The following is a 21,233-nucleotide window of genomic DNA, read 5'->3' as shown; positions in this document are numbered from 1 at the left end:
GTCCTACGCTGGCTGAGGGGGCTCGGGGCACCACCGGCATCACCGGCAACCGGCATCAACCGGCACCACCTCACGGAGTCGCCATGGCCACCACGAAATGGTTCTTCGAGCCCAGCCACACCGGCGCGGAGTTCCGCGCCCGGCACATGATGGTCACCTACGTGCGGGGCCAGCTGAAGAACGTGCAGGGCTTCCTGGAGGTCGATCCGGACGCCCCGGAGAAGGCCCGGGTCGAGGCGACCATCGACGCGACCCAGGTGTACACGGGCGCGCCCGAGCGGGACGCGCACCTGCGCAGCGCCGACTTCTTCGACGTCGAGCGCCACCCGACCTGGACGTTCGTCGGGTCGAAGGTCCACCAGGTGAGCGCGAGCTGCTTCGAGGTCACGGGGGAGCTCACCATCCGCGGTGTGACCCGCCCGGTCACCTTCGACGTGACGTACCTCGGGCAGTGGGACACCCCGTGGTGGGAGGACGGGCGCGACCTGGGCCCGCGGCGGCGCGCCGGCTTCACCGCGACCACCCGGATCAACCGGCAGGACTTCGGCGTGAGTTGGAACGACGTGGTGGACCGGGGCGGTGTGGTGGTCGGCGACATGGTCGACGTCGAGGTCGATGTCGAGGCGGTCCTGGACACCGAGGGCGGAGCCGCCTGACCGCCCCACGGGAAAGCCGGGCGCCCCGATGCAGCGGGGCGCCCGGCCGCTGAAGCCGGATGGAGCCGACTACCGGACGAACTCGGCGTATTCCTTGAAGCTGATCTGGCCGTCGCTGTTGTCGTCCGCCCACTTGAAGATCGCCTCGGCGTTGGCGTCGCTCACCTTGGGGTCCTGCTGGACGTGGGCCTTGAGCTCGGCGGCGCTGATGAATCCGTCGCCGTCGGTGTCGATCTGGTCGAATGCGGCCTTCTTCTCGGCTTCGCTGGTCATGATCTTCCTTTCGGGGGAGGTGGCTTCGCGCCCGGAGCACCCCGTAACGGCGTCCACTGCTACGGGGTGACGATCGGGAGCGGCGGGTCGGGAGGGCCGGCGGGTATCAGGCGAGCGCCAGGCTGATCTGCTCGTTGAAGACCACCCAGTGCTGGCCCGGGTCCTTGGCGTCGCACGGCTTGGTGGAGACGTTCGGGGTGCCCCAGGCGTTGGCCAGGCAGTAGGCCGGGGCGAAGGTCAGCGAGATCTGCTGGCCGTTGACCGTCCAGTACTGCCCCTGGTCGTTGGGGTTGCAGGCCTTCGTGGAGACGTCCGGGGCGTTCCAGGTGTTGGCGAAACAGTAGGCCGGCGCCTTGGCGAGGGAGATCTGCTCGCCCGAGAGCTTCCAGTGCTGGCCGTTGTCGTTGGCGTCGCACGGCTTCGTGGAGACGTTCGGGGTGCCCCAGGCGTTGGCGAGGCAGTAGAGCCCGGGGGTGCGCGGGGCGCGGTGGGTGGTGTCGGCGGCCCCGGCCCCGCCGGCCGGCAGGAAGGAGGCCGTCAGGGCCAGCGTGGCGACGGCGAGCGTCTTGCGGAGTGCGATGGCCATGAGGCGGATTCCGTTCTCGCTGGCGGCCGTGCGGTTCGCGCACAACCATGAGGGTTCTTTCCCTGCTCGGGCCCGAGCGCAAGGAAAGTGATAGCAGCGATCGAGGACGAACCACTGCTGACGTGCACCGTGTTCATCCGAACGAGTAACCCGGTGCGCCGGCGCTGACGGGAAGCGATGAGGGGGAACGGCTTCAGCGGGTCCGTGAACCATACGGCCCCGAAAATCGAATAGACCGCGTCCGATCTTTCGGCGGCCCCTTGCGGAGAGAAAGGGGCCGCCGGAACGCACCGCGCCGGTGTCCAGGCATGGCGGCGCGGGGAGTCGGCCGGGCCGACTTCCCGCGCGGGGAGCCTTCGGAGCGGCCCTGAGCCGTGGCGGCCGGGCCGGCGCGCTTCGGCTGGTGCGGCACGTAGGTTGGCATGGTGACCGACTCATTGCCGCCCGGCGGCGTCGTGCTCGATGCGGACGAACTGGCAGCCCGGTGGGCGGACCCGTGGCGGCCGGAACAGGTCGCGGAGCGGCTGGCCGGCGTGAGCACCAGCTGGTGCGTCGCGGCGGGGTGGGCGCTCGACCTGTTCCTCGGGCGACAGTCGCGGCCGCACGGCGACCTGGAGATCGCGGTGCCCACGGCGGGATTCCCGGAGGTCCGGGGCCGCTTCCCGGACCACGTGTTCGACGCGGCCGGTTCGGGACGGGTCTGGCCGGCGGCCGGTGCGGAGGCCCTGGCGGCCACCCACCAGACCTGGCTGCGGGAGCCGGACAGCGGGCGGTTCCTGCTCGACGTCTTCCGCGAGCCGCACGACGGCAGGACCTGGGTCTGCCGACGGGACGAGCGGTTGCGGCTGCCGTACGAGGACGTCATCGAGCGGACGCCCGACGGGATTCCTTACCTGGCGCCGGAGTTGGTGCTGCTGTTCAAGGCGAAGGCGGCACGGCCCAAGGACCGGGCGGACTTCGACACCGTGCTGCCGCTGCTGAGTCGGGCGAGGCGGGAAGCCCTCGGCGGGTGGCTGGAGCAGATCCACCCCGGGCATCCGTGGCTGGTGGAGCTGGCAGGGTAGCGGACACCGCGAACGTCGTGGCCCCGTCGAGCAACAGCTCGACGGGGCCACGGCGCTACGGGCCTAGAAGTACACGAGGGTCCCGAGCCAGTGAGCCTCACGCTCTGGCCTGTCGCGCAGGAGCGACAGGCCAGAGGACGGGTCGCTAGGCGGTGGTGGTCAGGTGGTCGAAGTCGCCGGCCTTCGCGCCCTGGAGGAAGGCGGCGAACTTGCGCACGGTCGTGCGGACGATGACGTCGCCCTCGTCGGACTCCCGAAGTTCGATCACGCCATCAGCCGCACGGACCTCAACACATTCGGAGTTGGCGGCCGAGTAACTGGACTTCTGCCAGGTGGAGTCAGACATGTTTGCTTTCCATATCCTTCTTGATGGTTTGAATGAAATCCCGAGACTCTTCCTCCGAGAGGGCCGCCGAATCGAGCCGGTCGAGCCGGGAGCGGAACTGAGCGATTTGGGCCGGAGCGTCGAAGATCACGCTGTCGAGGCCTGAGTCCATCTGCACCGTGTCGAGCTCGGGGATCGGGCCTTCAACGTACGTGAAGTTCTCGTAGTTGACCGGGAGCGTGTCCACGTCGAACAGGACGACTCGGATCGATACGGTCGACTGTTCGGAGTCCTCGATGAGGCCGCCAAGCTGCTCGGCTTGGACCTTGGGGCCGCTGAACTGCATGCGCAGCGCCGCCTCATGGATGAAGGCTGAGTACGGAGTCTCGCCAGAACGGACCACGTTCTGCCGCTGCATGCGGAAGGCGGCCCGCAGGTCAACCTCGTGCTGGGGAAGGTGCGGGACTCCTCGGGCAAAGACTGCAGAAGCGTAATTCGTGGTTTGGAGCAACCCGGGGATGAAGGCCATGGTGTAGGTCGAGAGCGCGCGGGCACGGCTCTCCATCTCGGCCATCTCCAGGAAGTGCTGCGAGAGGCGCCCGCGGTACTCCTCCCACCAACCGCCCCTGTCACGGTCCGTGATGATGTCCGTCAGCGCATCGATCAAGGGCTCGTTCACGCACATGCACAACGCGGCGATCGTCCGCAGGCGTTCGACGCTGATGCCGGTCTTCCCGCTCTCCATCTGGGTCACGTGGGCGGGGTTGATACCAAGAGCGCGAGCGAGTTGGCTGCCGCCGAGACCGGCCTGCTCCCGCATCCTGCGCAGCTCTGCGCCCAACCGCAGCTGACGGAGGGTCGGGTTCGATCGTAGGGCCATGGGATCAGTCTGCCTCAGAGCGGTAGCCACGTCCGGGTGAACTTCTTGCGGATCGCCACAAGTTTGTGGCGATCCGCGCTATCGTCATTCCCAGATCGATCCGACGGATCGTCAGCATCCCATGATTTCCGGGCAGTAGGCGCCTGCTGCCCTCCTGCCGAAGAGCAACCGCATCCCGGCCTGGCTCACGGCTCCCTTCTCCTCCCCACACCACAGCCTCGCGGAGGTTCCCGTGTGCACCCGTATCACCCCCTCGATCACCCTCACCCGGCAGGCCCTGCGGGACGTCCTGATCCGCGCCGCCTGGGACCCCGAGACCATCATCGCCGCCGAGTTGGCCCTCGACGAGCTGATCGTCAACGCCTGGCGGCACGCCGACACCGCCTCGCCCGTCGTCTACTTCTCCCTCCTCGGCCGCACCCTCCGGGTCTGCGTCGCGGACGAGAGCTCCATGCTCCCCGACGAGCAGTCCCGCAACCTCCTCGCCGAGTCCGGCCGGGGTCTCCAGCTCGTCGCCGGGCTCACCCACCGCTGGGGCGTCGACCCCCAGAAGCGTGGCAAAACGGTCTGGTACGAGCTGGACTCGGCCGCGTGACCCGCGAGCCGATCGCGCCGGACGACCCCCGGATGCGGGACTTCACCCCCTCCCACATCACCGCCCTCCTCGGCGAACTCCACCGGCGAGGTCTCCCGTACGGACTCCTCTGGGGCTCCGCCTCGGCCGGCGAGACCATCCTCGACGGGCGCCTCCTGGTCGACTTCGGCAACGCGCCCGTCTCCACCCTCCTCAACCTCCTCCACCTGCTCCGGGAGCTGGACCGGGAGGCGGCGTGGGAGCGGTGAGACGCCTCGAACCGCGCTGAGCACATGCGGAGGCCCTCGCCCGGGGAAGGGGCGAGGGCCTCGCGGTCGTCCGTCGGCTCCGGGTCAGCCGCCGGACGGGTTCCTGGGCGCGCCACCGCCACCGAAGCCCCCGCCACCGAAGCCCCCGCCACCGAAGCCGCCCGCACCGGCAGCCCCTTCGACGAGCTGGCTGGCGGTGTAGCCACCGTTGGCGTCGGGGGTGCCGACGACGGTCACGCTCTGGCCGGGCTGGAGGTCGGCGACCTTGCCCTCCTTGTTGAGCTGGACCTTCGTCGCGTCGCCGGTGGTGACCTTGATGGTGTTGCCGTTGGAGTCCGTCAGGTAGACGGTGTTGCCGTCCACGGCCTTGACCGTGCCACGAGCGAAACCACCCTGGCCCTGGCCCTGGCCCTGGCCGCCCTGCCCCTGGCCCCTACGGCCGGAGCCGCTCTGCCCGTAGCCGCCCGCCCCGTATCCCCCCGCCGCGGAGGCCGCAGCCGGCCGGGAGGCGGAGGACTTCCCACCCCCCGAGGAGGACCCCTGGTTCTGCTGGAACCAGACCCCGCCCGCGAACGCGCCGGTGGCGATCACGCCACCCGCCAGCACCAGGCTGAGCCAGGGCAGCTTCCTCCTCGGCGGCGCGGCCAGTTCGGCGCTCACGTCCCGCGCGTCCGGCGGGGTGGCCAGCAGGGCGACCTGCTCGGCCGGCGTACCGGCCTCGGTCGTGGCGACCGTGGCGATCTCTTTGCTGCTCATGGATGGAGTCCTACTCGTGCCGGAGGGCGTCGATCGGCCGCAGCGAGGCGGCCCGGTTGGCGGGGTAGCTGCCGAAGAACAGCCCGATGGCGACGGCGATGGCGAACGCGCCCAGCACGCTCTCGGGGATCACCACCGGCTTGATGCCGACGATGCTGAAGTGCGAGCCGGCGATCCCGGCCGCCACCCCCAGCCCCGCGCCGATCACCGACAGCAGCGTCGACTCGGTGAGGAACTGCCCCAGGATCACCGCGCGCGGCGCGCCGAGCGCCTTGCGGATGCCGATCTCGCGCGTCCGTTCGGTGACCGTCACCAGCATGATGTTGGTGATCCCGATCCCGCCGACCAGCAGCGAGATCGCCGCCACCGCGCCGAGCAGCACGGTGAAGGTCTTCGTCGTGCTCTCCCTCGCCGTGAGCAGCGAGGCCTGGCTGGTGATCCGGAAGTCCGCCTTGGCCGGGTCGGCGATCGCGTGCGTCCCGAGCAGGACCCGGGTGATCTCCGACTGGGCCGCCGTGGTGCTGTCCGCGGACGAGGCCTGGACCAGGATCTGGTTGACGGAGCCGAAGCCGGTGAAGGCGTTCTGCACCGTCGGCAGGGGGGCGATCACCACGTCGTCCGGGTCGGTGAAGCCGCTGCCGCCCTTGGCCTGGAGCACGCCGACCACGGTGAACGGCGTGCCGCCCAGGACCACCGACTTGCCGACAGGGTCCTCGGTGTCGAACAGCTGCTTGGCCGTCGTCGCGCCGAGCACCGCGACCTTGCGCGAGGCGAGGACGTCGTCGTCGGTGAAGTACTCGCCGTGCGCGACCTTCTGGTTGGCGGTCTCGAAGTACGACGGGTAGGTGCCGACGACCGAGCCCGGGCTGTACGAGATGTTCCCGTAGAGCGCCGTCGCGCTGGTGGTGACCACCGGGGCGACGGACCTGATCGCCCCGCTGGAGGAGTCGCTCGCCAGCGCCTTGGCGTCGGCGACCGTGAGCTTCTTGACCGAGGAGGTGGCCCGGGAGCCGCCGTTCGCCGAACCGGAGCTGACCGTCAGCGCGTTGGTGCCGAGCGAGGTGATCGACTCCTTCACCGCCACCGACGAGCCGTTGCCGACGGCCAGCAGCAGGATCACCGAGGCCACGCCGATCAGCACCCCGAGCATGGTGAGCGCCGAGCGCACCTTGTTGGCGGCCAGGCCGCCGACCGCGAAGCGGAGCGTCTGCCAGAGGATCACGCCGACACCCCCGCCTCGTACGACGCTCCTGCCTCGTACGACATCCCTGCCTCGTCGAGGAAGGGCGGCGGGCCCTCGACCGGGGCCTGCCGGAGGTCGCTCACGATCTGCCCGTCCACCAGCCGCAGCACCCGCTTGGCGTGCCGCGCGACCTCGTCCTCGTGGGTGATCAGCACGACCGTGCGGCCGGTGGCGTTGAGCCCGTCGATCAGGGCCAGCACCTCCTCCGTCGAACGGCTGTCGAGGTTGCCGGTCGGCTCGTCGGCGAGCAGCATCGCGGGCGCGGTCACCAGCGCCCGCGCCACCGCGACGCGCTGCTGCTGGCCGCCGGACAGCTCGTTGGGCTTGTGGCCGGCCCGCTCGGCGAGCCCGACCAGGGAGAGCGCGGCCATCGCCCGGCGGCGCCGTTCGGCGGTGCGGACGCCCGCGTAGGCGAGCGGCAGCTCGACCTGGGCGAGGGCGGTGGTGCGGGGCACCAGGTTGAAGGACTGGAAGACGAAGCCGATCTTGCGGTTGCGCACCAGCGCGAGCTGGTGTTCGTCCAGGTGGCCGACGTCGGTGCCGTCCAGCAGGTACTGGCCGGAGGTCGGGACGTCCAGGCAGCCGAGGATGTTCATCAGGGTGGACTTGCCGGAGCCGGAGCTGCCCATCACGGCGACGTAGTCGCCCTGCTCGATGTCCAGGCTGACGCCCTGCGGTTCGCCGCTCCGCGGGTCGGACGGGCCGCGCAGCGCGTGCACGGTGGCGTCGCCGTGCCCGTACGCCTTGGTGAGCCGGCGGAGCCGGATCACCGGGACGGGGTGGGCCGGGACGCGCTTGTCGATGACGTGACGCATGACCTGGTCTCAGCCCCTGCCGCCGCGGCCGGTGCCCCCACCGGCCCCACCGGCGCCGCCGGACCCGCCGCCCGGGAAGACCTGGCCGCCACTGCCGCCGCGGTTGCCGCCGACCCCAGGGAAGGAGGCGTTCGGGAAGCCGTTCCCGCCGCTGGTGGTGGGGAGTTCGACCTTGTCGCCCTCCTTCAGCCCGGAGACCACCTGCACCGTGCTGTCGCCCTCGACCCCGACGGTGACGGTGACCCGCTCGGAGGCGCCGTCCGGCCGCACCAGGGTCGCGGTGCGCGACGCGCCGGTGCCAGAGAGCGCGGAGGTGGGCAGCGAGAGCGCGTTGTCGGCCTCGCCGGTGATCACCTGGACGGTGGCGCTGAGGCCGGTGCGCAGCGTGCTGGTGTCGCCGGAGAGCTGGAGCGTGGCCGCGTACTGGACGGCGGCGGAGCCCGCCGCACCGCCGGAGCCGCTGCTGCTGGGCAGCGAACTGACCGACAGGACGGTCGCGTTGAGCTTGGTGTCGGACTGGGCGTTCAGGGTGACGGTGGCCGCCTCGCCCTTCTTCAGCTTGAGCGAGTCCAGCTCGGAGAAGTTGGCGGTGACCTGCATCCCGGTCGGGTTGGTGAGCACGATGAAGCCGCTCGGGGCGGCCGTCGAACTCGCGCCCGTCCCCGTGGACTTGCCGGAGGAGGAGGTCCCGGAGCCGGAGCCGGTGGCCCCGACGGTGTCGCCGACCTTGCCGGAGATCGAGGCGACGGTGCCGTCCACCGAGGCGGTCAGGGTGGTCCCGGCCAGCGCCGCCCGGGCGTTGGCGAGGTTGGTCTGGGCGGTGGTGACCTGCTGCTGGGCCTGGGCCACGGCCGCGTCGTCGACCTTGGTGGTGGTGATGGTGGTGGTCTGCGGGGCGGGCGTACTGCTCCCGCCCGCCCCGCGGCCGCCGCCACCGCCGCCGGCCCCGGCGCCGGGAGAGGCGTCGGAGGTGGCACCCGGCAGCGGCTCGGTGGTCGTGGTGGTGACACCCGCCTGAGCCTTGGCGAGGTTGGCCTGGGCCGTGGTGAGGGACGCCTGGGCGGCGTCCACCTGCTGCTGGGCCGCCGTGGTGTCGACGGTGGCGAGCACCTGCCCCTTCTTCACTGCGTCCCCCACCGCCACCTTCAGCGCGGTGAGCCGGCCGCCGGTGGTGAAGTCCTGGGCGGCGTCGGTCGGTGAGACCAGGGTGCCGGTTCCGGACACGGTGGCCAGGACGGTGCCCTTGGACACCGTCGCGGTACGGGCCGCGGGCTTGGCGGAGGCCGGGCCTGAGCTGCCGCTGACCGTGGCGTACACCAGGGCGGCCCCGCCCAGCAGGGCCACGCCGAGCGCGGAGTTGACGAGGACGGCGCCTCGCCGCCGTGGGAGCACCTTCATGCCGGACAGCTTCCCGGTGCGCTCTTGCGCTGCCCTGGGCACCGGCTGGGAGAAGACTGACCGACCGGATCCGGGCATTCCGGACAGATGCCCCGGCCTCCGTCGGCGCCTTGGCCGCTCCCTGGCCAGCCGTTGGCCGAACTCCCAGCGGGCTCCCAGCGACCCACAGCCTTCCGGGAGGAGACTCGGCCGGGCGTCGAAGGACACGCCGAAGGACGCCGAAGGGCCTCGAAGGGCCTCGAAGGGCCTCGACGATCCGGGCGGAACGCCGCAGGGGCGCGCCGGAGAACCGGCGCGCCCCTGCGATCAACAGCAGGACGTCAGAGACATCAGAGACATCAGAGACGTCAGGAACGTCAGAGCGACTTGCGGAAGGCCTCCGCCACCGACAGGAAGATCGAGTTGCCCTCGGCCTCGCCGATCGACACCCGCACGCCCTCCGGGAACGGCCGCACGACCACGCCGGCCTCGGCGCACGCGGCGGCGAACTCGAACGAGCGCTCACCGAGCCAGAGCCAGACGAAGTTGGCCTGCGAGTCCGGGATCTCCCAGCCCTGGGCGCGCAGCCCGGCCACCACCCGGGTGCGCTCCGCGACCAGCGCCTCCACCCGCTCCAGCAGCGCCTCCTCGGCGCGCAGCGAGGCGACGGCGGCGTTCTGGGCGAGCTGGCTCACGCCGAACGGGGTGGCGACCTTGCGCAGCGCGGCGGCCACCGGCTCGTGCGCGATCGCGAAGCCGACCCGCAGGCCCGCCAGTCCGTACGCCTTGGAGAAGGTGCGCAGCACGCAGACGTTCGGGCGGTCCCGGTAGAGGTCGATGCCGTTGGGCACCTCGGGGTCGCGGATGAACTCGATGTAGGCCTCGTCCACCACGACCAGGACGTCGCTCGGGACGGCGTCCAGGAAGGTCTCCAGCTCGGCGCGGTGGATCACGTTGCCGGTGGGGTTGTTGGGGTTGCAGACGAAGACCAGCCGGGTGTTCGGGGTGATCGCGGCGAGCATCGCGTCCAGGTCGTGGTCGCCGTTCGCCTTGAGCGGCACCGGGACGGGGGTGGCACCGGAGACGGTGGCGACGATCGGGTACGCCTCGAAGGAGCGCCAGGCGAAGACCACCTCGTCGCCCGGGCCGGCCGTGACGAGCACCAGGGACTGGGCGATGCCGACCGAGCCGGTGCCGGTGGCGATGTGCTCGGCGGGCACGCCGAAGCGCTCGGCCAGCGCCGAGGTCAGCTCGGTGACGCCCATGTCGGGGTAGCGGTTGAACGAACCGGCCGCCTGGACGGCCGTCTCCAGCACGCCGGGCAGCGGCTCGTAGGGGTTCTCGTTCGAGGACAGCTTGTAGGCGTCGGCGCCGGCCGGCTTGCCGGGCTTGTAGGTGGGGATGCCGTCGAGGGTCGGCCGCAGCCGCGGGCCCTGCGCTGACGTACCACTGCTCACGGTCGTACTCCGTTTCCAGTTGCGGAACTCTCCGGTGCGCTCGCCCGCCACGGACGGGTTCGCCTCCGTGCCCGGGACCTCGTGTCGCACGCGGACCACCCCGGTCGGGTGTCTTGCACGATACCGATCGCCCCTCACCCGTAGGAGTGAGATGCCCGGTCGGGTTACAGGCGCAGTTCAGCCATTCTGCCCCGTTCCTTTGGCACATGTCAGAGGTAAGAGGACCGGTTCCGGGTGGGTATCGAAGGGGCGAACCCCGGCTCACTCTTGGAGAAACGTATCTCCGAGGGCTCCCGATGCGCCGGTCACAGACCCTTGTCAGGAGCCATACGATCGGTCCGCCATGACAGCAGCAGCCAACCAGAGCGGTCGGCGACCCACCACCTCGCGGCGTCTGGAGCGGGCCGGCATCCGGGATGTGGCAGCAGCCGCCGGAGTGTCGATCACCACTGTCTCCGACGCGCTGAACGGAAAGGGCCGCCTGCCCGACGAGACCCGCAGCCGGGTGCGCGAGGTCGCCGAGCGCCTCGGCTACCGCCCCTCCGCGGCCGCCCGCACCCTGCGCACCGGCCGGTCCGGCCTGATCGGGCTGACCGTCACGACCTACGGTGAGGAGCCGTTCACCTTCACCGAGTTCGCGTACTTCGCCGAGATGGCCAGGGCCGCCACCAGCGCCGCCCTGGGCCGCGGTTACGCGCTGGTGGTGCTGCCCGCCTCCTCCCGCCACGACGTCTGGGGCAACATCGCCCTGGACGGCACCGTGGTGATCGACCCGCCCGACCAGGACCCCCTGGTGAGCGAGCTGTACCGGTCCGGCGTCCCGGTGGTCAGCGACGGCAAACCCGGCAACTGCCCGGTCACCGCCTGGGTCGACAACGACCACGAGGCCGCCGTGCTCGGCATCCTCGACCACCTCTCCGAAGCCGGCGCCCGCCGGATCGGCCTGCTCACCGGCACCAGCACCGACACCTACACCCGGCTGTCCACCGAGGCCTACCTCGGCTGGTGCGCCAAGGTCGGGCAGGAGCCGGTGTACGAGACCTACCCTGCGCACGACCCGGCCGCCGGCGCCGTCGCCGCCGACCGGCTGCTCGCCCGCCCCGACCGGCCGGACGCGGTCTACGGACTGTTCGACCCCAACGGCACCGACCTGCTGGCCGCCGCCCGCCGCTACGGCCTGCGGGTGCCGGACGACCTGCTGCTGGTCTGTTGCAGCGAGAGCGACGTCTACGCGACCACCGAACCGCCGATCACCACGCTCTCGCTCAAGCCGCGCAAGATCGGCACCACCGTGGTCAACCTGCTCATCGACGCGATCGAGGGCGTGGACTCCGGGACGGGCGTCGACATCGCCAGGCTCTTCCCACCGCGGTTCCGCACCGCCGGCACCGGGCCGCCGCCGGGCACCCTGATGCCGACCGAGCTGATCGTCCGCGCGTCCTCCCAGCGCCGGAGTCCGCGCACCACCGTCAGCCCGCCCCGCCCCCCGGGCGAGGTTTAGACCACCGCGCAGCAGCAGCCCCGACGCCGGAGCACGGTACCCGGCCGGGGCTGACGAGACCGTACCGAGCCGGGACAAAACGGACCCTGCGGGTCCGCCCGGCTGACGCTCCGGAGGATTGGATACCCACCAGGTGACGACGCCGGGAGAGTGGTCTTCCTATGATGGGCGAATGACACCCGAGGACCGCTTCCCCGGGCCCGAGCACCCCCACCCGGGCCCCCGCCACCAGCCGGACCTCGACGTGCTGCCGTACGGCACCTATTACGAACCCGACCCCGCCCCGGGCTACCAGGCCGCCCCCTATGAAGGGGAGGGCTACGACGGGGAGACCTACAGCGGCTACGGCGGAGCCCGCTACCTGGAGCAGCACTGGCCCGCCGACGGCCAGGGGCACACCGTGCACGCCCAGGGGATCGGCATGGACCACAACCCGAGCTTCTCGCACCCGGGCAGCGGGTACGAGGGGCGGGAACAGGGCGGGTACGACGGCCAGGACCAGAGCGGCTACGAAGGCCAGGAGTACGACAGCCAGGAGCAGGGCGGCTACGACAGCCAGGACCAGAGCGGCTACGAAGGCCAGGAGCCGAGCGGGTACGACGGCCGCGAGCAGGGCGGCTACGAGCCCACCCTGCCCGACCAGCCCTCCCCGGCGCTCCAGCTCGCCGGCCGCGACGACCCGCCGACCATCGAACTCGGCCCGCCGCTGCCCGACCCCGCCGCACCGACCTACCCGTACCCGGCCCCCGGCCCCGGCGAGCCGCCCGGCCCGGTCTACGTCGTCGGCGACGTGCACGGCTACCTGGAGGAGCTGCGCGCCGAACTGCGCCACCAGGGCCTGATCGACGACGACGGCCACTGGTCCGCCGGCCGCGCCCGGATCTGGTTCCTCGGCGACTTCACCGACCGCGGCCCCGACGGCATCGGCGTCATCGACCTGGTCATGCAGCTCGCCGCCGAGGCCGCCGCGGCCGGCGGCTACTGCCGCGCCCTGATGGGCAACCACGAACTGCTCTTCCTGGGCGCCGCCAAGTACGGCGACGAGCCCGTCCAGTCCACCGCCGGCACCGCCTCCTTCCTCGCCGCCTGGCGGCTCAACGGCGGCCAGCAGAACGACCTGGACCGGCTGGAGGCGCACCACATCAGCTGGCTCTCCCGGCTGCCCGCGATCGCGCTGGAGGACGGCCACCTACTGCTGCACTCCGACACCACCGCGTACCTGGAGTACGGCGAGTCCATCCCCGACGTCAACGACGCCGTGCACGGCCTGCTCGCCGACGGCAGCGTGGACGACTGGTGGGACTGCTTCCGCCGTTTCACCAAGCGCTTCGCCTTCCGCGGCGACGCCGGGCCGATGGCCGTCCACGAGCTGCTGGACACCTACGGCGGCACCCGGATCGTGCACGGGCACAGCCCGATCCCGTACCTCACCGGCGCGGTGCACAACGACGACGGCCAGCCGCCGCACATCCCCGGGCCGTACGTGTACGCGGACGACCTCGCGGTGGCGATGGACGGCGGCGTCACCATGGAGGGGCGGCTGCTGGTCGCCCGGCTGCCGATCGGCTGAGCGGCGGCGAGTGGGCCGGGCGGCCGCCGAACCGGACGCGTCCGCCGACCGGTCGTCAACCCACCATCGTCGCAGAACAGTTGTTCCCGGCGCTCGGGCCGTCGCACGCGCGCGTCCCGGGGCGCGAAATTCCGGAAACCGACTGTCAGCCCGGGCGCGCCCGCCCCTACCATGAGGCACACCACACCCGGCCGCCCGTCCGGCGGCCCGCCTCCGCGCCCGTTCCGGCGCCCTGAGGGCCGCGCGCCCCCGGGGCGCGGCGAACGGGGTCCGCACGAACGGGGTCCCCATGTCCAACCCCCCGCCACTGCTCGCCGAGGACCGCGCGGAGTACGAGCGCCTCCTCACGGAAGCCCTGCGCGACCGCACCGTCCTCACCGCCCTGCGCGCGCCCGGCGCGCTCACCACCGACCAGCTGCGCATCAGCGCCCTGCGCGACGCCGACCGGATCAACGCCGCGGCCGCCACCGAGTACACCCACTACACCCGGCTGCGCGAGAGCCTGCACAGCGCGCCCCCGCCGACGCCCGGCAGCGACAGCGCGGCACCCGGGCTGCTCAGCCAACTGCGCTCCGGGGGCGGCGCCGGACTGTTCCCCGCCCTCACCGTGCTCACCCCGATCCTGGCCTGGGCCGCCGCCCTGTTCCTGCTGCTGATCGGCTACCTGCTGCGCGCCACCAGCCCGAACCTCGCGCTCGCCCACTCCCTGGTCACGGCCGGCTGGGTGGCGCTCGCCGCCGGCGTCGCCGCGATGGCCATCGGCATCGTCGGGCTGCTGCTCACCGCCCTGCGCGAGGGCGCCGCGACCGCCCCGGCCGGCACCGACCCGGAACTCGCCGCCGAACTCGGCGACGCCCACCGCGAGTGGCGCACCGCGCTGCGCGAGCGCGGACTCGTCCCGTACCTGCTCGACGCGCTGCCGCAGGTGCCCGGCTCGGCGGCCCGGACCGCGGCGGGCACCGGGCCCGACTTCAGCAGCCCCGACTTCAGCAGGCCCGGCTACAGCTCCCCCGGGTTCACCAGCCCCGGCCCCGAGGGGCTGACCGACCCCCACGGCCGTACGCCCCGCCCTGCCGCCTTCACCCCGCCCGACTTCACCGGGCCCGGGTACACGCCGCCCGACTTCACCGGGCCCGACGAGGTCGGCTGAGCCTTCTCCCGCAAGGGGGGCGTCCCGCTCCCCCGCCCGGGGGAGCGGGTTCAGCCCGGGTGAGGACGCCCCCGCCGGCGGATTCCGGGAACGTCGGAGCCGGTGGCGGACGGACGGCGTCCGCCCGGGGCGGGAGGCGGAACCATGGGCGCACGGACGATCGGGGCACGACTGCACGGCACACCCGCCCCGGGCGTGCCCCGCTGGGCGGTCCGGACCGGGTACGCGATCACCCTGGCCGTCCTGCCCTCCTGCCTCTGGCGGATCGGCGGCTTCATCCTCGGACTGCCGCTGTTCGAACCCGGCCCGACGCCCCCGGAGCAGGACCCGACCTCCTTCGACGGCGGCTGGGCGTACATCCTCGCGCTCAGCGTGGTCAGCGAGGCGCTGGCCCTCCTCTGCTTCGGCCTGGTCGCCCGCTGGGGCGAGGTGTGGCCGCGCTGGATCCCCGTCCTCGGCGGCAGGCCGGTCCCGGTGCTGGCCGCCGTGCTCCCGGCCGGGCTGGGCTCGGCGGCGCTGATGGTCTTCCCGTACTCGATGGTGATGTTCGCGTTCGGCCTGACCCTCCGGGGCGACCGGGCCTCGGGGCTGATCACCCACGGCTGGCAGACCGTCGCGTTCTGGGCCGGCTACCTGCCGCTGGCCGCCTGGGGCCCGCTGCTCGCCGTACTCACCGTGCACTACTACCGTCGCCGCAGGGCGAGTTGAGCCGCTTCCCCGGGAGCCTTCCGGTCAGTCCGTCGCCGCCACCACGCACAGCGGCGCCGCCTCGGCGGTCGCCTCCGGGACCACGTCCGCCGCCGCCCGGACGAAGGCACGGACCCGGGCGGTGGTGTTGCTCTCCAGCCAGACCGGGCCGCGCTCGATCGGCGGCGCGTCGTGGATCGGCACGTACGCGACGTCCGGGCGCGGATAGTAGCGGCGGGAGTGCTCGCCGACCGGGAGGACGCCGCGGCCCAGCGCCACCAGGCTCAGCAGCTCGGAGAAGGTCGCGCCGGACGGCCCCTTGGGCACCGGACGGCCGGACGGGGTGCGCTCGGGCGTGCGGTCGCGCTTGAAGGCCGCCGAGGTGACGGCCGGGTACTGCACCACCGGGTGGTCGCCCAGCACTTCGAGCGACACCGACCGCTCCGCGGCCAGCGGATGCCCGGCGGCCACCGCGAGGACCCGCCGCTCGGTCAGCAGCACCGGGCCGCGGGCCATGCCGTCGAACGGGTAGGAGGCGATCAGGACGTCGACCGAGCCGTCCTCCAGGCTCGAACGGGAGTTGGCGAGCTGCACCTCGCGCACGTCCACCCGGCACTCCGGGTGCCGCTCGCCGAACAGCGCGACCGCCCTGAGCAGCACCGGCGCCGTCCACTCGCCGAGGAACGCCACCCGGAGCTCCCCGGTGACGCCCCGGCCGGCGTCCTCCGCCCGGCGCAGCGCCGCCTCCATCGCCGCCACCAGCGGGACCAGGTCGTCGGCCAACTGCCGTCCCACCGCGGTGAGTCGGACCGAGCGGCTGGTGCGGTCGAACAGCTTGCCGCCGATCCTGCGCTCCAGCTTCCGCACCACCTGGCTGACCCGTCCGGTGGTCAGGTGCAGCCGCTCGGCCGTCCGGCCGAAGTGCAGCTCCTCGGCGAGCGCGAGGAAGACCTCGGCCTCCAGCCGTTCCAGCATCCCGGCCCCGCCCCTCGATCGTTGAATCCGGCTCAACGATCGTACGGCGATCCGGCATTGATCACGCGTGCGGCCCGGAGGATCGTGGAACCCGTCCCCAGCAGTCGCACCCGAGCGGAGCCGGTCACCCATGCGCGTCGTAGCCTTCGACCACCTCGTCCTGAACGTCGCCGACGTCGAGCGTTCGCTGGCCTTCTACTCCGGCCTCCTCGGCCTGGCCCCCGTGCGGGTCGACGAGTGGCGGGCCGGACAGGTGTCGTTCCCGTCCGTCCGGATCACCCCCGAGACGATCATCGACCTGGTCCACGGCCCCCGGCACGCGTCCAACGTCGACCACATCTGCCTCACGGTCGAGCCCCTCGACTGGCAGGAGGTCATCGACGCGGGCACCTTCGACGTCCTCGAAGGCCCGGTCCCCCGCTTCGGCGCCCGCGGCACCGCCACCTCCGTCTACGTCCGGGACCCAGACGGCAACACGGTCGAGCTCCGCTGGTACCCGCAGGACGCCACCGCCTGAACGGGTGCCGTCCCGGCCCCACGGGGGTGGACCGGGACGGCACCGAAACGCCCTGCCCGCCGGTCAGTTCCGGCCGGCGAGGTGCTCGACCAGCCGGTCGAAGCTGGAGTTGAGCCCCGCCTCGGCCTCCGGGCCGCGGAACATCTCCGGCACCTCGGTCTGGTGCAGCACCACCTGGGTGCGGCCCCCAGCGAGCTCGGTGAAGGTGAGCGTGGAGCGCATGCCCGAGCCCTCCTCCACCATCGTGAAGGACTCGCCGGCCCGGAACTCGGCGATCTCCGCCTTCACCGGGTACTGCTCGCCGGTCTCGTCGACCACCATGGTGCTGTCGTAGCGACCGCCCACCCTGGCCTCGACGGTCACGCTCTCCAGCGGCACGTGGGTACCGACCGGACCCCAGAAGCGGACGAACCGCTCCGGCTCGAAGTACGCCTCGAACGCGTCCGCCGGGGTGCCGGGCAGCTCGCGGGTGATGGTCAGCTCGCCCAGGTTCTCGGTCATCTCGCTGTCTCCTGCGTGTCGGGTGATCGCTTGCACAGGGGTAGACCGGGACGGCGCCGAGAACTCATCGCTCCCCGCGAAACTTTTTTCGACGACCCGCTCCGGGAGGCCCGCCCGGGGCGACCCCGGGCGGGCCTCTCGGCGTCAGGTCACTTCTTCGGGGTCAGGCAGAGCACGAACTTCTCGCTGTCCATCTGCTGGGCGAGCGCGTCGAAGTCGCCGCCGCAGGCGTTCACGTCGAAGGTGTCGTCGACGACCTTCGACACCGTGTGGGTGGCCTTGCTGTCACCGCAGCCGACCGTGTCGACCTTCGGGTGGTTCTCGCTCCCGGTGACCTGCACGCAGTCGCCGACCTTGGCGCGCACCGGCCCGTCGGCCGCGTCGAGGACGGCGACCTTGACGATCGCCACGATGACGATCACCACGAGCGTGCCGAGCACGGAGAGCACCTTCTTGCGCTTGCTCTTCGTGGGCGCGGGCGCCGGCGCCTGCGCGGCCTCGGCGTACGGGGACGGAGCCGCGGCAACCGCCTCGGGGGACGACGGGGCCTGGGGGGTCTGCGGGGTGGTCATGAAATCCTCTGATGTGCGCAAGGTAGCTGATGGGGACGCCGCACCCTATCGGCGCCCGACCTGCGCGTTTCCGGCATTCACGGTGATACCAACCCGCGCGTGACCCAAGTGAGATGCAAAGACTCGGCAATGCACCGAGGCGTCGAACTCGGTGTTCACGGCGGTGGATCGGGCGCCGTGCTCGTCGCGGATCTTCTGGGAGATCTTCATCGAGCAGGACTTGAGCAAAACCGCCATGAGCCGAACAGCCGTCAAGGGCAGATCAACTGAAGGGTCGGGAAGTAGGTGCGGTAGCGCGTGGCATCCCGAGTGAGCAGGCGGTGGTTCCGGACAGCCGCGTGCGCGCCTATGTAGAAGTCCGGAAGCGGAGCGGTTTTCTGACCTCCACGTTTGCGGTACTGCAGGAAGGCCTTGCCGGCCAGGAACCCGGCCTCGTACGGGAGCGGCTCTCGGGCGAAGGCCTCAGCGGGGAGGACCGCGTCGAGTTCCTCGATCGCCGCGTAGGCCACTGAGACCTCGGCGTAGACGATCGGGTTGATCACCACCTGTCCCTCGTCCTGGGCCTTGGCGAGCTCGACTTCGGACCAGTCGGCCCAGGTGGGGTCGTTCGTCATGAGGTCCAGCAGCACGCACGAGTCGACCAGGGTCACCGGCTGAGTCCGCTCCTGTTCCACAAGCCTCAACCGGCTACTCGCCACGCAACAGCCCCATGATCTCGTCGGTCGACATGCCGCCCGCAGCGGTTCCTCTCATCCGCCGCGCCAGTCGCTGGCCCCGTGTGCCCGTCCCGATCCGGCGCACTATCCGCAAAACGCCGTCCTCCTCGATCACGTCCACCTCGTCCCCGGGGCGGAGACCGCACTTCTGTCGAAGTTCTGCAGGGATCGTGACCTGACCTTTGCTGTTGAGTCGCATCTCAGGGCTCCTCTTGGTATCCCGTATTACCCCTACTACGTAATACCACGCGCGGGCAACGAAGCGCCGCCCGAGAAGCGGAAGCTCCCGGGGCGGCGCTCGGTGTCAGATGTCCTGCGTCAGTCGGCGAGCGGGAGGTACACCCGGTTGCCCTGCGCGGCGAACTCGGCCGACTTCTCGGCCATGCCGGCCAGGGCCTCGGCGTCGAACTCGGTGTTCACGGCGGTGGATCCGGCGCCGTGCTCGTCGCGGATCTTCTGGGAGATCTTCATCGAGCAGAACTTCGGACCGCACATCGAGCAGAAGTGGGCGGTCTTGGCGGGCTCGGCGGGGAGGGTCTCGTCGTGGAACTCGCGGGCGGTCTCCGGGTCGAGGGCCAGGTTGAACTGGTCCTCCCAGCGGAACTCGAAGCGGGCGTCGGAGAGGGCGTCGTCCCAGGCCTGGGCCCCGGGGTGGCCCTTGGCGAGGTCGGCGGCGTGGGCGGCGATCTTGTAGGTGATCACGCCGGTCTTGACGTCGTCGCGGTTGGGCAGGCCCAGGTGCTCCTTGGGAGTCACGTAGCAGAGCATCGCGGTGCCCCACCAGGCGATCATCGCGGCGCCGATGCCCGAGGTGATGTGGTCGTAGCCGGGCGCGACGTCCGTGGTGAGGGGGCCGAGGGTGTAGAACGGCGCCTCGTCGCAGATCTCCTTCTGGAGATCCATGTTCTCCCTGATCTTGTTCATCGGGACGTGCCCCGGGCCCTCGATCATCACCTGGACGTCCCGCTCGCGGGCGATCCGGCCGAGTTCGCCGAGGGTCTGCAGCTCGGCGAACTGCGCCTCGTCGTTGGCGTCCGCGATCGAGCCGGGCCGCAGACCGTCACCCAGGGAGAAGGTGACGTCGTAGGAGGCGAGGATGTCGCAGAGCTCCTCGAAGTTGGTGTAGAGGAAGTTCTCCTGGTGGTGGGCCAGGCACCAGGCCGCCATGATCGAGCCGCCGCGGGAGACGATGCCGGTCTTGCGGCGGGCGGTGAGCGGGACGTAGCGCAGCAGCACGCCGGCGTGGACGGTCATGTAGTCGACGCCCTGCTCGCACTGCTCGACGATGGTGTCCCGGTAGACCTCCCAGCTCAGCTCCTCGGCCTTGCCGTCCACCTTCTCCAGCGCCTGGTAGAGCGGCACGGTGCCGATCGGCACCGGCGAGTTGCGCAGGATCCACTCACGGGTGGTGTGGATGTTGCGGCCGGTGGAGAGGTCCATGACGGTGTCGGCGCCCCAGCGGGTGGCCCAGGTCATCTTCTCCACCTCCTCCTCGATCGAGGAGGTGACGGCCGAGTTGCCGATGTTGGCGTTGATCTTCACCAGGAAGTTGGTGCCGATGATCGCCGGTTCCACCTCCGGGTGGTTCACGTTGACCGGGATGACGGCCCGGCCGCGGGCCACCTCGGCGCGCACGAACTCGGGTGCCAGGCCCTCGCGCAGCGCCGTGAACTCCATCTCCGGCGTCACCACGCCCCGCTTGGCGTAGGCGAGTTGGGTGACGGCTGCGCCACCGCGGGCGCGCAGCGGGCGGCGCGGACGGCCGGGGAAGACGGCGTCCAGGTTGCGCAGGTTCCCGCCGCGCGGCGAGGTGTGCTTGATCCCGTCGTCCTCGGGGCGCGACTCGCGGCCGTCGTACTCCTCGACGTCGCCGCGCTGGCGGATCCAGGCGTCCCGCAGCGCGGGCAGGCCGCGCCGCACGTCGGGCTCGTAGGACGGGTCGGTGTACGGACCGGAGGTGTCGTACAGCGGGACGGACTTGCCGTTGGTGAGCCGCACCTCGCGGTACGGGACGCGCAGGTCGGGGCGCGATCCCTCGCGGTACGCCTTGCGCCAGGCCGGAGTCGGGTAGCCGGTGCGCTCGCTGCTGGGGGCGCCCTGGGCAGACTGCGGCTGTGCTTCGAACGTGGTCATCTGACCTCTACTCCCTACGCCGGCATTACCCGGTCAGGTTCCTGCGGTCGACGCAGCCGTCGGTCCGTCCGTCGACGTCCCGGTCAGCGTCCTCTCAGCCCGGTGCTCCGAGCTCCCGCGTCGCAGGCGGTGTTGCCTGCACACGACGCCCAACACCGTAGCGAGCCGATCGCCGCAGGTCCAGAGCGCAACGGCCGGGCCGGCCGGCCTCCCCGGGGGATCGGACCCCCGCGAGATGCGGGAAACGGCCGAGGCCCGGCTCCCCCGTCTCGCGGGGGGCCGGGCCTCAGGGCGGCGGTACGGGGCGAACGGTCAGCTCTTGGCGGCCTTCTTCACCAGGACCACCACGGCGGCCGCGATGCCGACCACCACCAGCAGCTTGATCACGATCGAGAGCAGTGCGCCGACGACGCCGAACACGAAGGCGACGATGTTCCAGGCCAGCACCAGGACCAGCACCGGGATGACGATGTTGCGCACCCAGGAGGGCAGCGACTTCCAGAGCTCAGCCATGTCGGTTCCTCTTCTCCCCTCGGGTCGGCCGCCGTCCGGTGCCGCATCCCGCTTGCTTTCGTACTCCGATCGTACGGTGGCGCGAGTGCCGGAACGAGGCCCGACGGCCCGGAGAGAACCCCG

At 71.5% G+C, this 21,233-nt stretch carries 25 protein-coding genes; 9 read left to right on the top strand and 16 right to left on the bottom strand.

Annotation, left to right across the window (positions count from 1 at the left end):
- The first annotated feature begins 83 nt into the window (after positions 1 to 83).
- On the top strand, positions 84 to 656 hold the full coding sequence (locus tag ACWDBB_RS03035; RefSeq protein ID WP_449787946.1) for a YceI family protein: 573 nt from the start codon (positions 84 to 86) through the stop codon (positions 654 to 656).
- Between the two features lie 69 nt (positions 657 to 725).
- Here the strand turns inward: ACWDBB_RS03035 and ACWDBB_RS03030 are convergent, their stop codons facing one another.
- Positions 726 to 929, bottom strand: coding sequence for an EF-hand domain-containing protein (locus ACWDBB_RS03030; protein WP_449787945.1), 204 nt, complete (start codon positions 927 to 929; stop codon positions 726 to 728).
- Positions 930 to 1,035: 106 nt separating this feature from the next.
- The gene (locus ACWDBB_RS03025; protein WP_449787944.1) at positions 1,036 to 1,515 is read right to left on the bottom strand and encodes a ricin-type beta-trefoil lectin domain protein; all 480 of its coding nucleotides are present in this window, start codon (positions 1,513 to 1,515) and stop codon (positions 1,036 to 1,038) included.
- A 425-nt stretch (positions 1,516 to 1,940) separates the two neighbouring features.
- Here ACWDBB_RS03025 and ACWDBB_RS03020 point away from each other — a divergent pair, with 425 nt between their 5' ends.
- On the top strand, positions 1,941 to 2,579 hold the full coding sequence (locus tag ACWDBB_RS03020) for a nucleotidyltransferase domain-containing protein (RefSeq protein WP_449787943.1): 639 nt from the start codon (positions 1,941 to 1,943) through the stop codon (positions 2,577 to 2,579).
- A 145-nt stretch (positions 2,580 to 2,724) separates the two neighbouring features.
- Here the strand turns inward: ACWDBB_RS03020 and ACWDBB_RS03015 are convergent, their stop codons facing one another.
- Together ACWDBB_RS03015 and ACWDBB_RS03010 are read right to left on the bottom strand one after the other, a co-directional pair.
- Positions 2,725 to 2,925: a DUF397 domain-containing protein gene (locus tag ACWDBB_RS03015; RefSeq protein ID WP_449787942.1), complete on the bottom strand. Its 201-nt coding sequence runs from the start codon at positions 2,923 to 2,925 to the stop codon at positions 2,725 to 2,727.
- Positions 2,918 to 3,784 carry a helix-turn-helix domain-containing protein gene (locus tag ACWDBB_RS03010; RefSeq protein ID WP_449787941.1) on the bottom strand — a complete coding sequence of 289 codons (867 nt, stop codon included), beginning with the start codon at positions 3,782 to 3,784 and terminating at the stop codon, positions 2,918 to 2,920. The genes ACWDBB_RS03015 and ACWDBB_RS03010 overlap by 8 nt, the downstream gene beginning before the upstream one ends.
- A gap of 232 nt (positions 3,785 to 4,016) precedes the next feature.
- On the opposite strand from ACWDBB_RS03010, the gene ACWDBB_RS03005 reads away from it, so the two are divergent.
- Both ACWDBB_RS03005 and ACWDBB_RS03000 read left to right on the top strand, forming a co-directional pair.
- Positions 4,017 to 4,379 carry an ATP-binding protein gene (locus tag ACWDBB_RS03005; RefSeq protein ID WP_449787940.1) on the top strand — a complete coding sequence of 121 codons (363 nt, stop codon included), beginning with the start codon at positions 4,017 to 4,019 and terminating at the stop codon, positions 4,377 to 4,379.
- The gene (locus ACWDBB_RS03000; protein WP_449787939.1) at positions 4,376 to 4,627 is read left to right on the top strand and encodes a hypothetical protein; all 252 of its coding nucleotides are present in this window, start codon (positions 4,376 to 4,378) and stop codon (positions 4,625 to 4,627) included. Before ACWDBB_RS03005 ends, ACWDBB_RS03000 begins: the two co-directional genes overlap by 4 nt.
- An 84-nt stretch (positions 4,628 to 4,711) precedes the next feature.
- On the opposite strand, the gene ACWDBB_RS02995 is transcribed toward ACWDBB_RS03000, so the two are convergent.
- The 5 genes from ACWDBB_RS02995 to hisC form a co-directional block, all read right to left on the bottom strand.
- Complete coding sequence (locus tag ACWDBB_RS02995; RefSeq protein WP_449787938.1) at positions 4,712 to 5,383, bottom strand: DUF5666 domain-containing protein; 672 nt, start codon at positions 5,381 to 5,383, stop codon at positions 4,712 to 4,714.
- Between the two features lie 10 nt (positions 5,384 to 5,393).
- Positions 5,394 to 6,605, bottom strand: coding sequence for an ABC transporter permease (locus tag ACWDBB_RS02990; RefSeq protein WP_449787937.1), 1,212 nt, complete (start codon positions 6,603 to 6,605; stop codon positions 5,394 to 5,396).
- Positions 6,602 to 7,441 (bottom strand): ABC transporter ATP-binding protein, encoded by an 840-nt coding sequence (locus ACWDBB_RS02985; RefSeq protein WP_449787936.1) that lies wholly within the window; start codon positions 7,439 to 7,441, stop codon positions 6,602 to 6,604. The genes ACWDBB_RS02990 and ACWDBB_RS02985 overlap by 4 nt, the downstream gene beginning before the upstream one ends.
- A gap of 9 nt (positions 7,442 to 7,450) precedes the next feature.
- The gene (locus ACWDBB_RS02980; RefSeq protein WP_449787935.1) at positions 7,451 to 8,839 is read right to left on the bottom strand and encodes an efflux RND transporter periplasmic adaptor subunit; all 1,389 of its coding nucleotides are present in this window, start codon (positions 8,837 to 8,839) and stop codon (positions 7,451 to 7,453) included.
- Positions 8,840 to 9,195: 356 nt separating this feature from the next.
- Positions 9,196 to 10,275, bottom strand: a complete 1,080-nt coding sequence (gene hisC, locus ACWDBB_RS02975; protein ID WP_449787934.1) for a histidinol-phosphate transaminase — start codon at positions 10,273 to 10,275, stop codon at positions 9,196 to 9,198.
- Positions 10,276 to 10,618: 343 nt separating this feature from the next.
- Between hisC and ACWDBB_RS02970 the strand changes: the two genes are divergently transcribed.
- From ACWDBB_RS02970 to ACWDBB_RS02955, 4 genes are all read left to right on the top strand, one after another.
- The gene (locus ACWDBB_RS02970; protein WP_188296553.1) at positions 10,619 to 11,776 is read left to right on the top strand and encodes a LacI family DNA-binding transcriptional regulator; all 1,158 of its coding nucleotides are present in this window, start codon (positions 10,619 to 10,621) and stop codon (positions 11,774 to 11,776) included.
- A 421-nt stretch (positions 11,777 to 12,197) separates the two neighbouring features.
- Positions 12,198 to 13,346 (top strand): metallophosphoesterase, encoded by a 1,149-nt coding sequence (locus ACWDBB_RS02965; protein WP_449788103.1) that lies wholly within the window; start codon positions 12,198 to 12,200, stop codon positions 13,344 to 13,346.
- A 289-nt stretch (positions 13,347 to 13,635) separates the two neighbouring features.
- Positions 13,636 to 14,496, top strand: a complete 861-nt coding sequence (locus tag ACWDBB_RS02960; RefSeq protein ID WP_449787933.1) for a hypothetical protein — start codon at positions 13,636 to 13,638, stop codon at positions 14,494 to 14,496.
- Positions 14,497 to 14,640: 144 nt separating this feature from the next.
- Positions 14,641 to 15,204 carry a hypothetical protein gene (locus ACWDBB_RS02955; protein WP_449787932.1) on the top strand — a complete coding sequence of 188 codons (564 nt, stop codon included), beginning with the start codon at positions 14,641 to 14,643 and terminating at the stop codon, positions 15,202 to 15,204.
- Positions 15,205 to 15,228: 24 nt separating this feature from the next.
- Here ACWDBB_RS02955 and ACWDBB_RS02950 read toward each other — a convergent pair whose 3' ends face one another.
- Positions 15,229 to 16,158, bottom strand: a complete 930-nt coding sequence (locus ACWDBB_RS02950) for a LysR family transcriptional regulator (protein ID WP_449787931.1) — start codon at positions 16,156 to 16,158, stop codon at positions 15,229 to 15,231.
- A gap of 130 nt (positions 16,159 to 16,288) precedes the next feature.
- On the opposite strand from ACWDBB_RS02950, the gene ACWDBB_RS02945 reads away from it, so the two are divergent.
- Positions 16,289 to 16,675: a VOC family protein gene (locus ACWDBB_RS02945; RefSeq protein WP_449787930.1), complete on the top strand. Its 387-nt coding sequence runs from the start codon at positions 16,289 to 16,291 to the stop codon at positions 16,673 to 16,675.
- Positions 16,676 to 16,738: 63 nt separating this feature from the next.
- Here the strand turns inward: ACWDBB_RS02945 and ACWDBB_RS02940 are convergent, their stop codons facing one another.
- The 6 genes from ACWDBB_RS02940 to ACWDBB_RS02915 all read right to left on the bottom strand — a co-directional run bounded on the left by ACWDBB_RS02940 (position 16,739) and on the right by ACWDBB_RS02915 (position 21,110).
- Positions 16,739 to 17,176, bottom strand: a complete 438-nt coding sequence (locus ACWDBB_RS02940) for an SRPBCC family protein (protein ID WP_449787929.1) — start codon at positions 17,174 to 17,176, stop codon at positions 16,739 to 16,741.
- 149 nt (positions 17,177 to 17,325) lie between these two features.
- On the bottom strand, positions 17,326 to 17,748 hold the full coding sequence (locus ACWDBB_RS02935) for an LppU/SCO3897 family protein (protein ID WP_449787928.1): 423 nt from the start codon (positions 17,746 to 17,748) through the stop codon (positions 17,326 to 17,328).
- A 251-nt stretch (positions 17,749 to 17,999) separates the two neighbouring features.
- Entirely contained in the window at positions 18,000 to 18,398 is a 399-nt protein-coding gene (locus ACWDBB_RS02930; protein ID WP_449787927.1) for a type II toxin-antitoxin system VapC family toxin, read from the bottom strand.
- A 37-nt stretch (positions 18,399 to 18,435) separates the two neighbouring features.
- The gene (locus tag ACWDBB_RS02925; RefSeq protein WP_449787926.1) at positions 18,436 to 18,663 is read right to left on the bottom strand and encodes an AbrB/MazE/SpoVT family DNA-binding domain-containing protein; all 228 of its coding nucleotides are present in this window, start codon (positions 18,661 to 18,663) and stop codon (positions 18,436 to 18,438) included.
- Positions 18,664 to 18,782: 119 nt separating this feature from the next.
- A complete protein-coding gene (gene thiC, locus ACWDBB_RS02920; protein WP_449787925.1) occupies positions 18,783 to 20,597 on the bottom strand; it encodes a phosphomethylpyrimidine synthase ThiC in 1,815 nt (604 codons plus the stop codon).
- Between the two features lie 312 nt (positions 20,598 to 20,909).
- A complete protein-coding gene (locus tag ACWDBB_RS02915; protein ID WP_049653234.1) occupies positions 20,910 to 21,110 on the bottom strand; it encodes a DUF5326 family protein in 201 nt (66 codons plus the stop codon).
- Positions 21,111 to 21,233: the final 123 nt, after the last annotated feature.

The organism is Kitasatospora sp. NPDC001095 (assembly GCF_053598615.1).
Note: the sequence above shows the minus strand (reverse complement) of the source record. Positions and strands in the feature narration are given on the sequence as shown.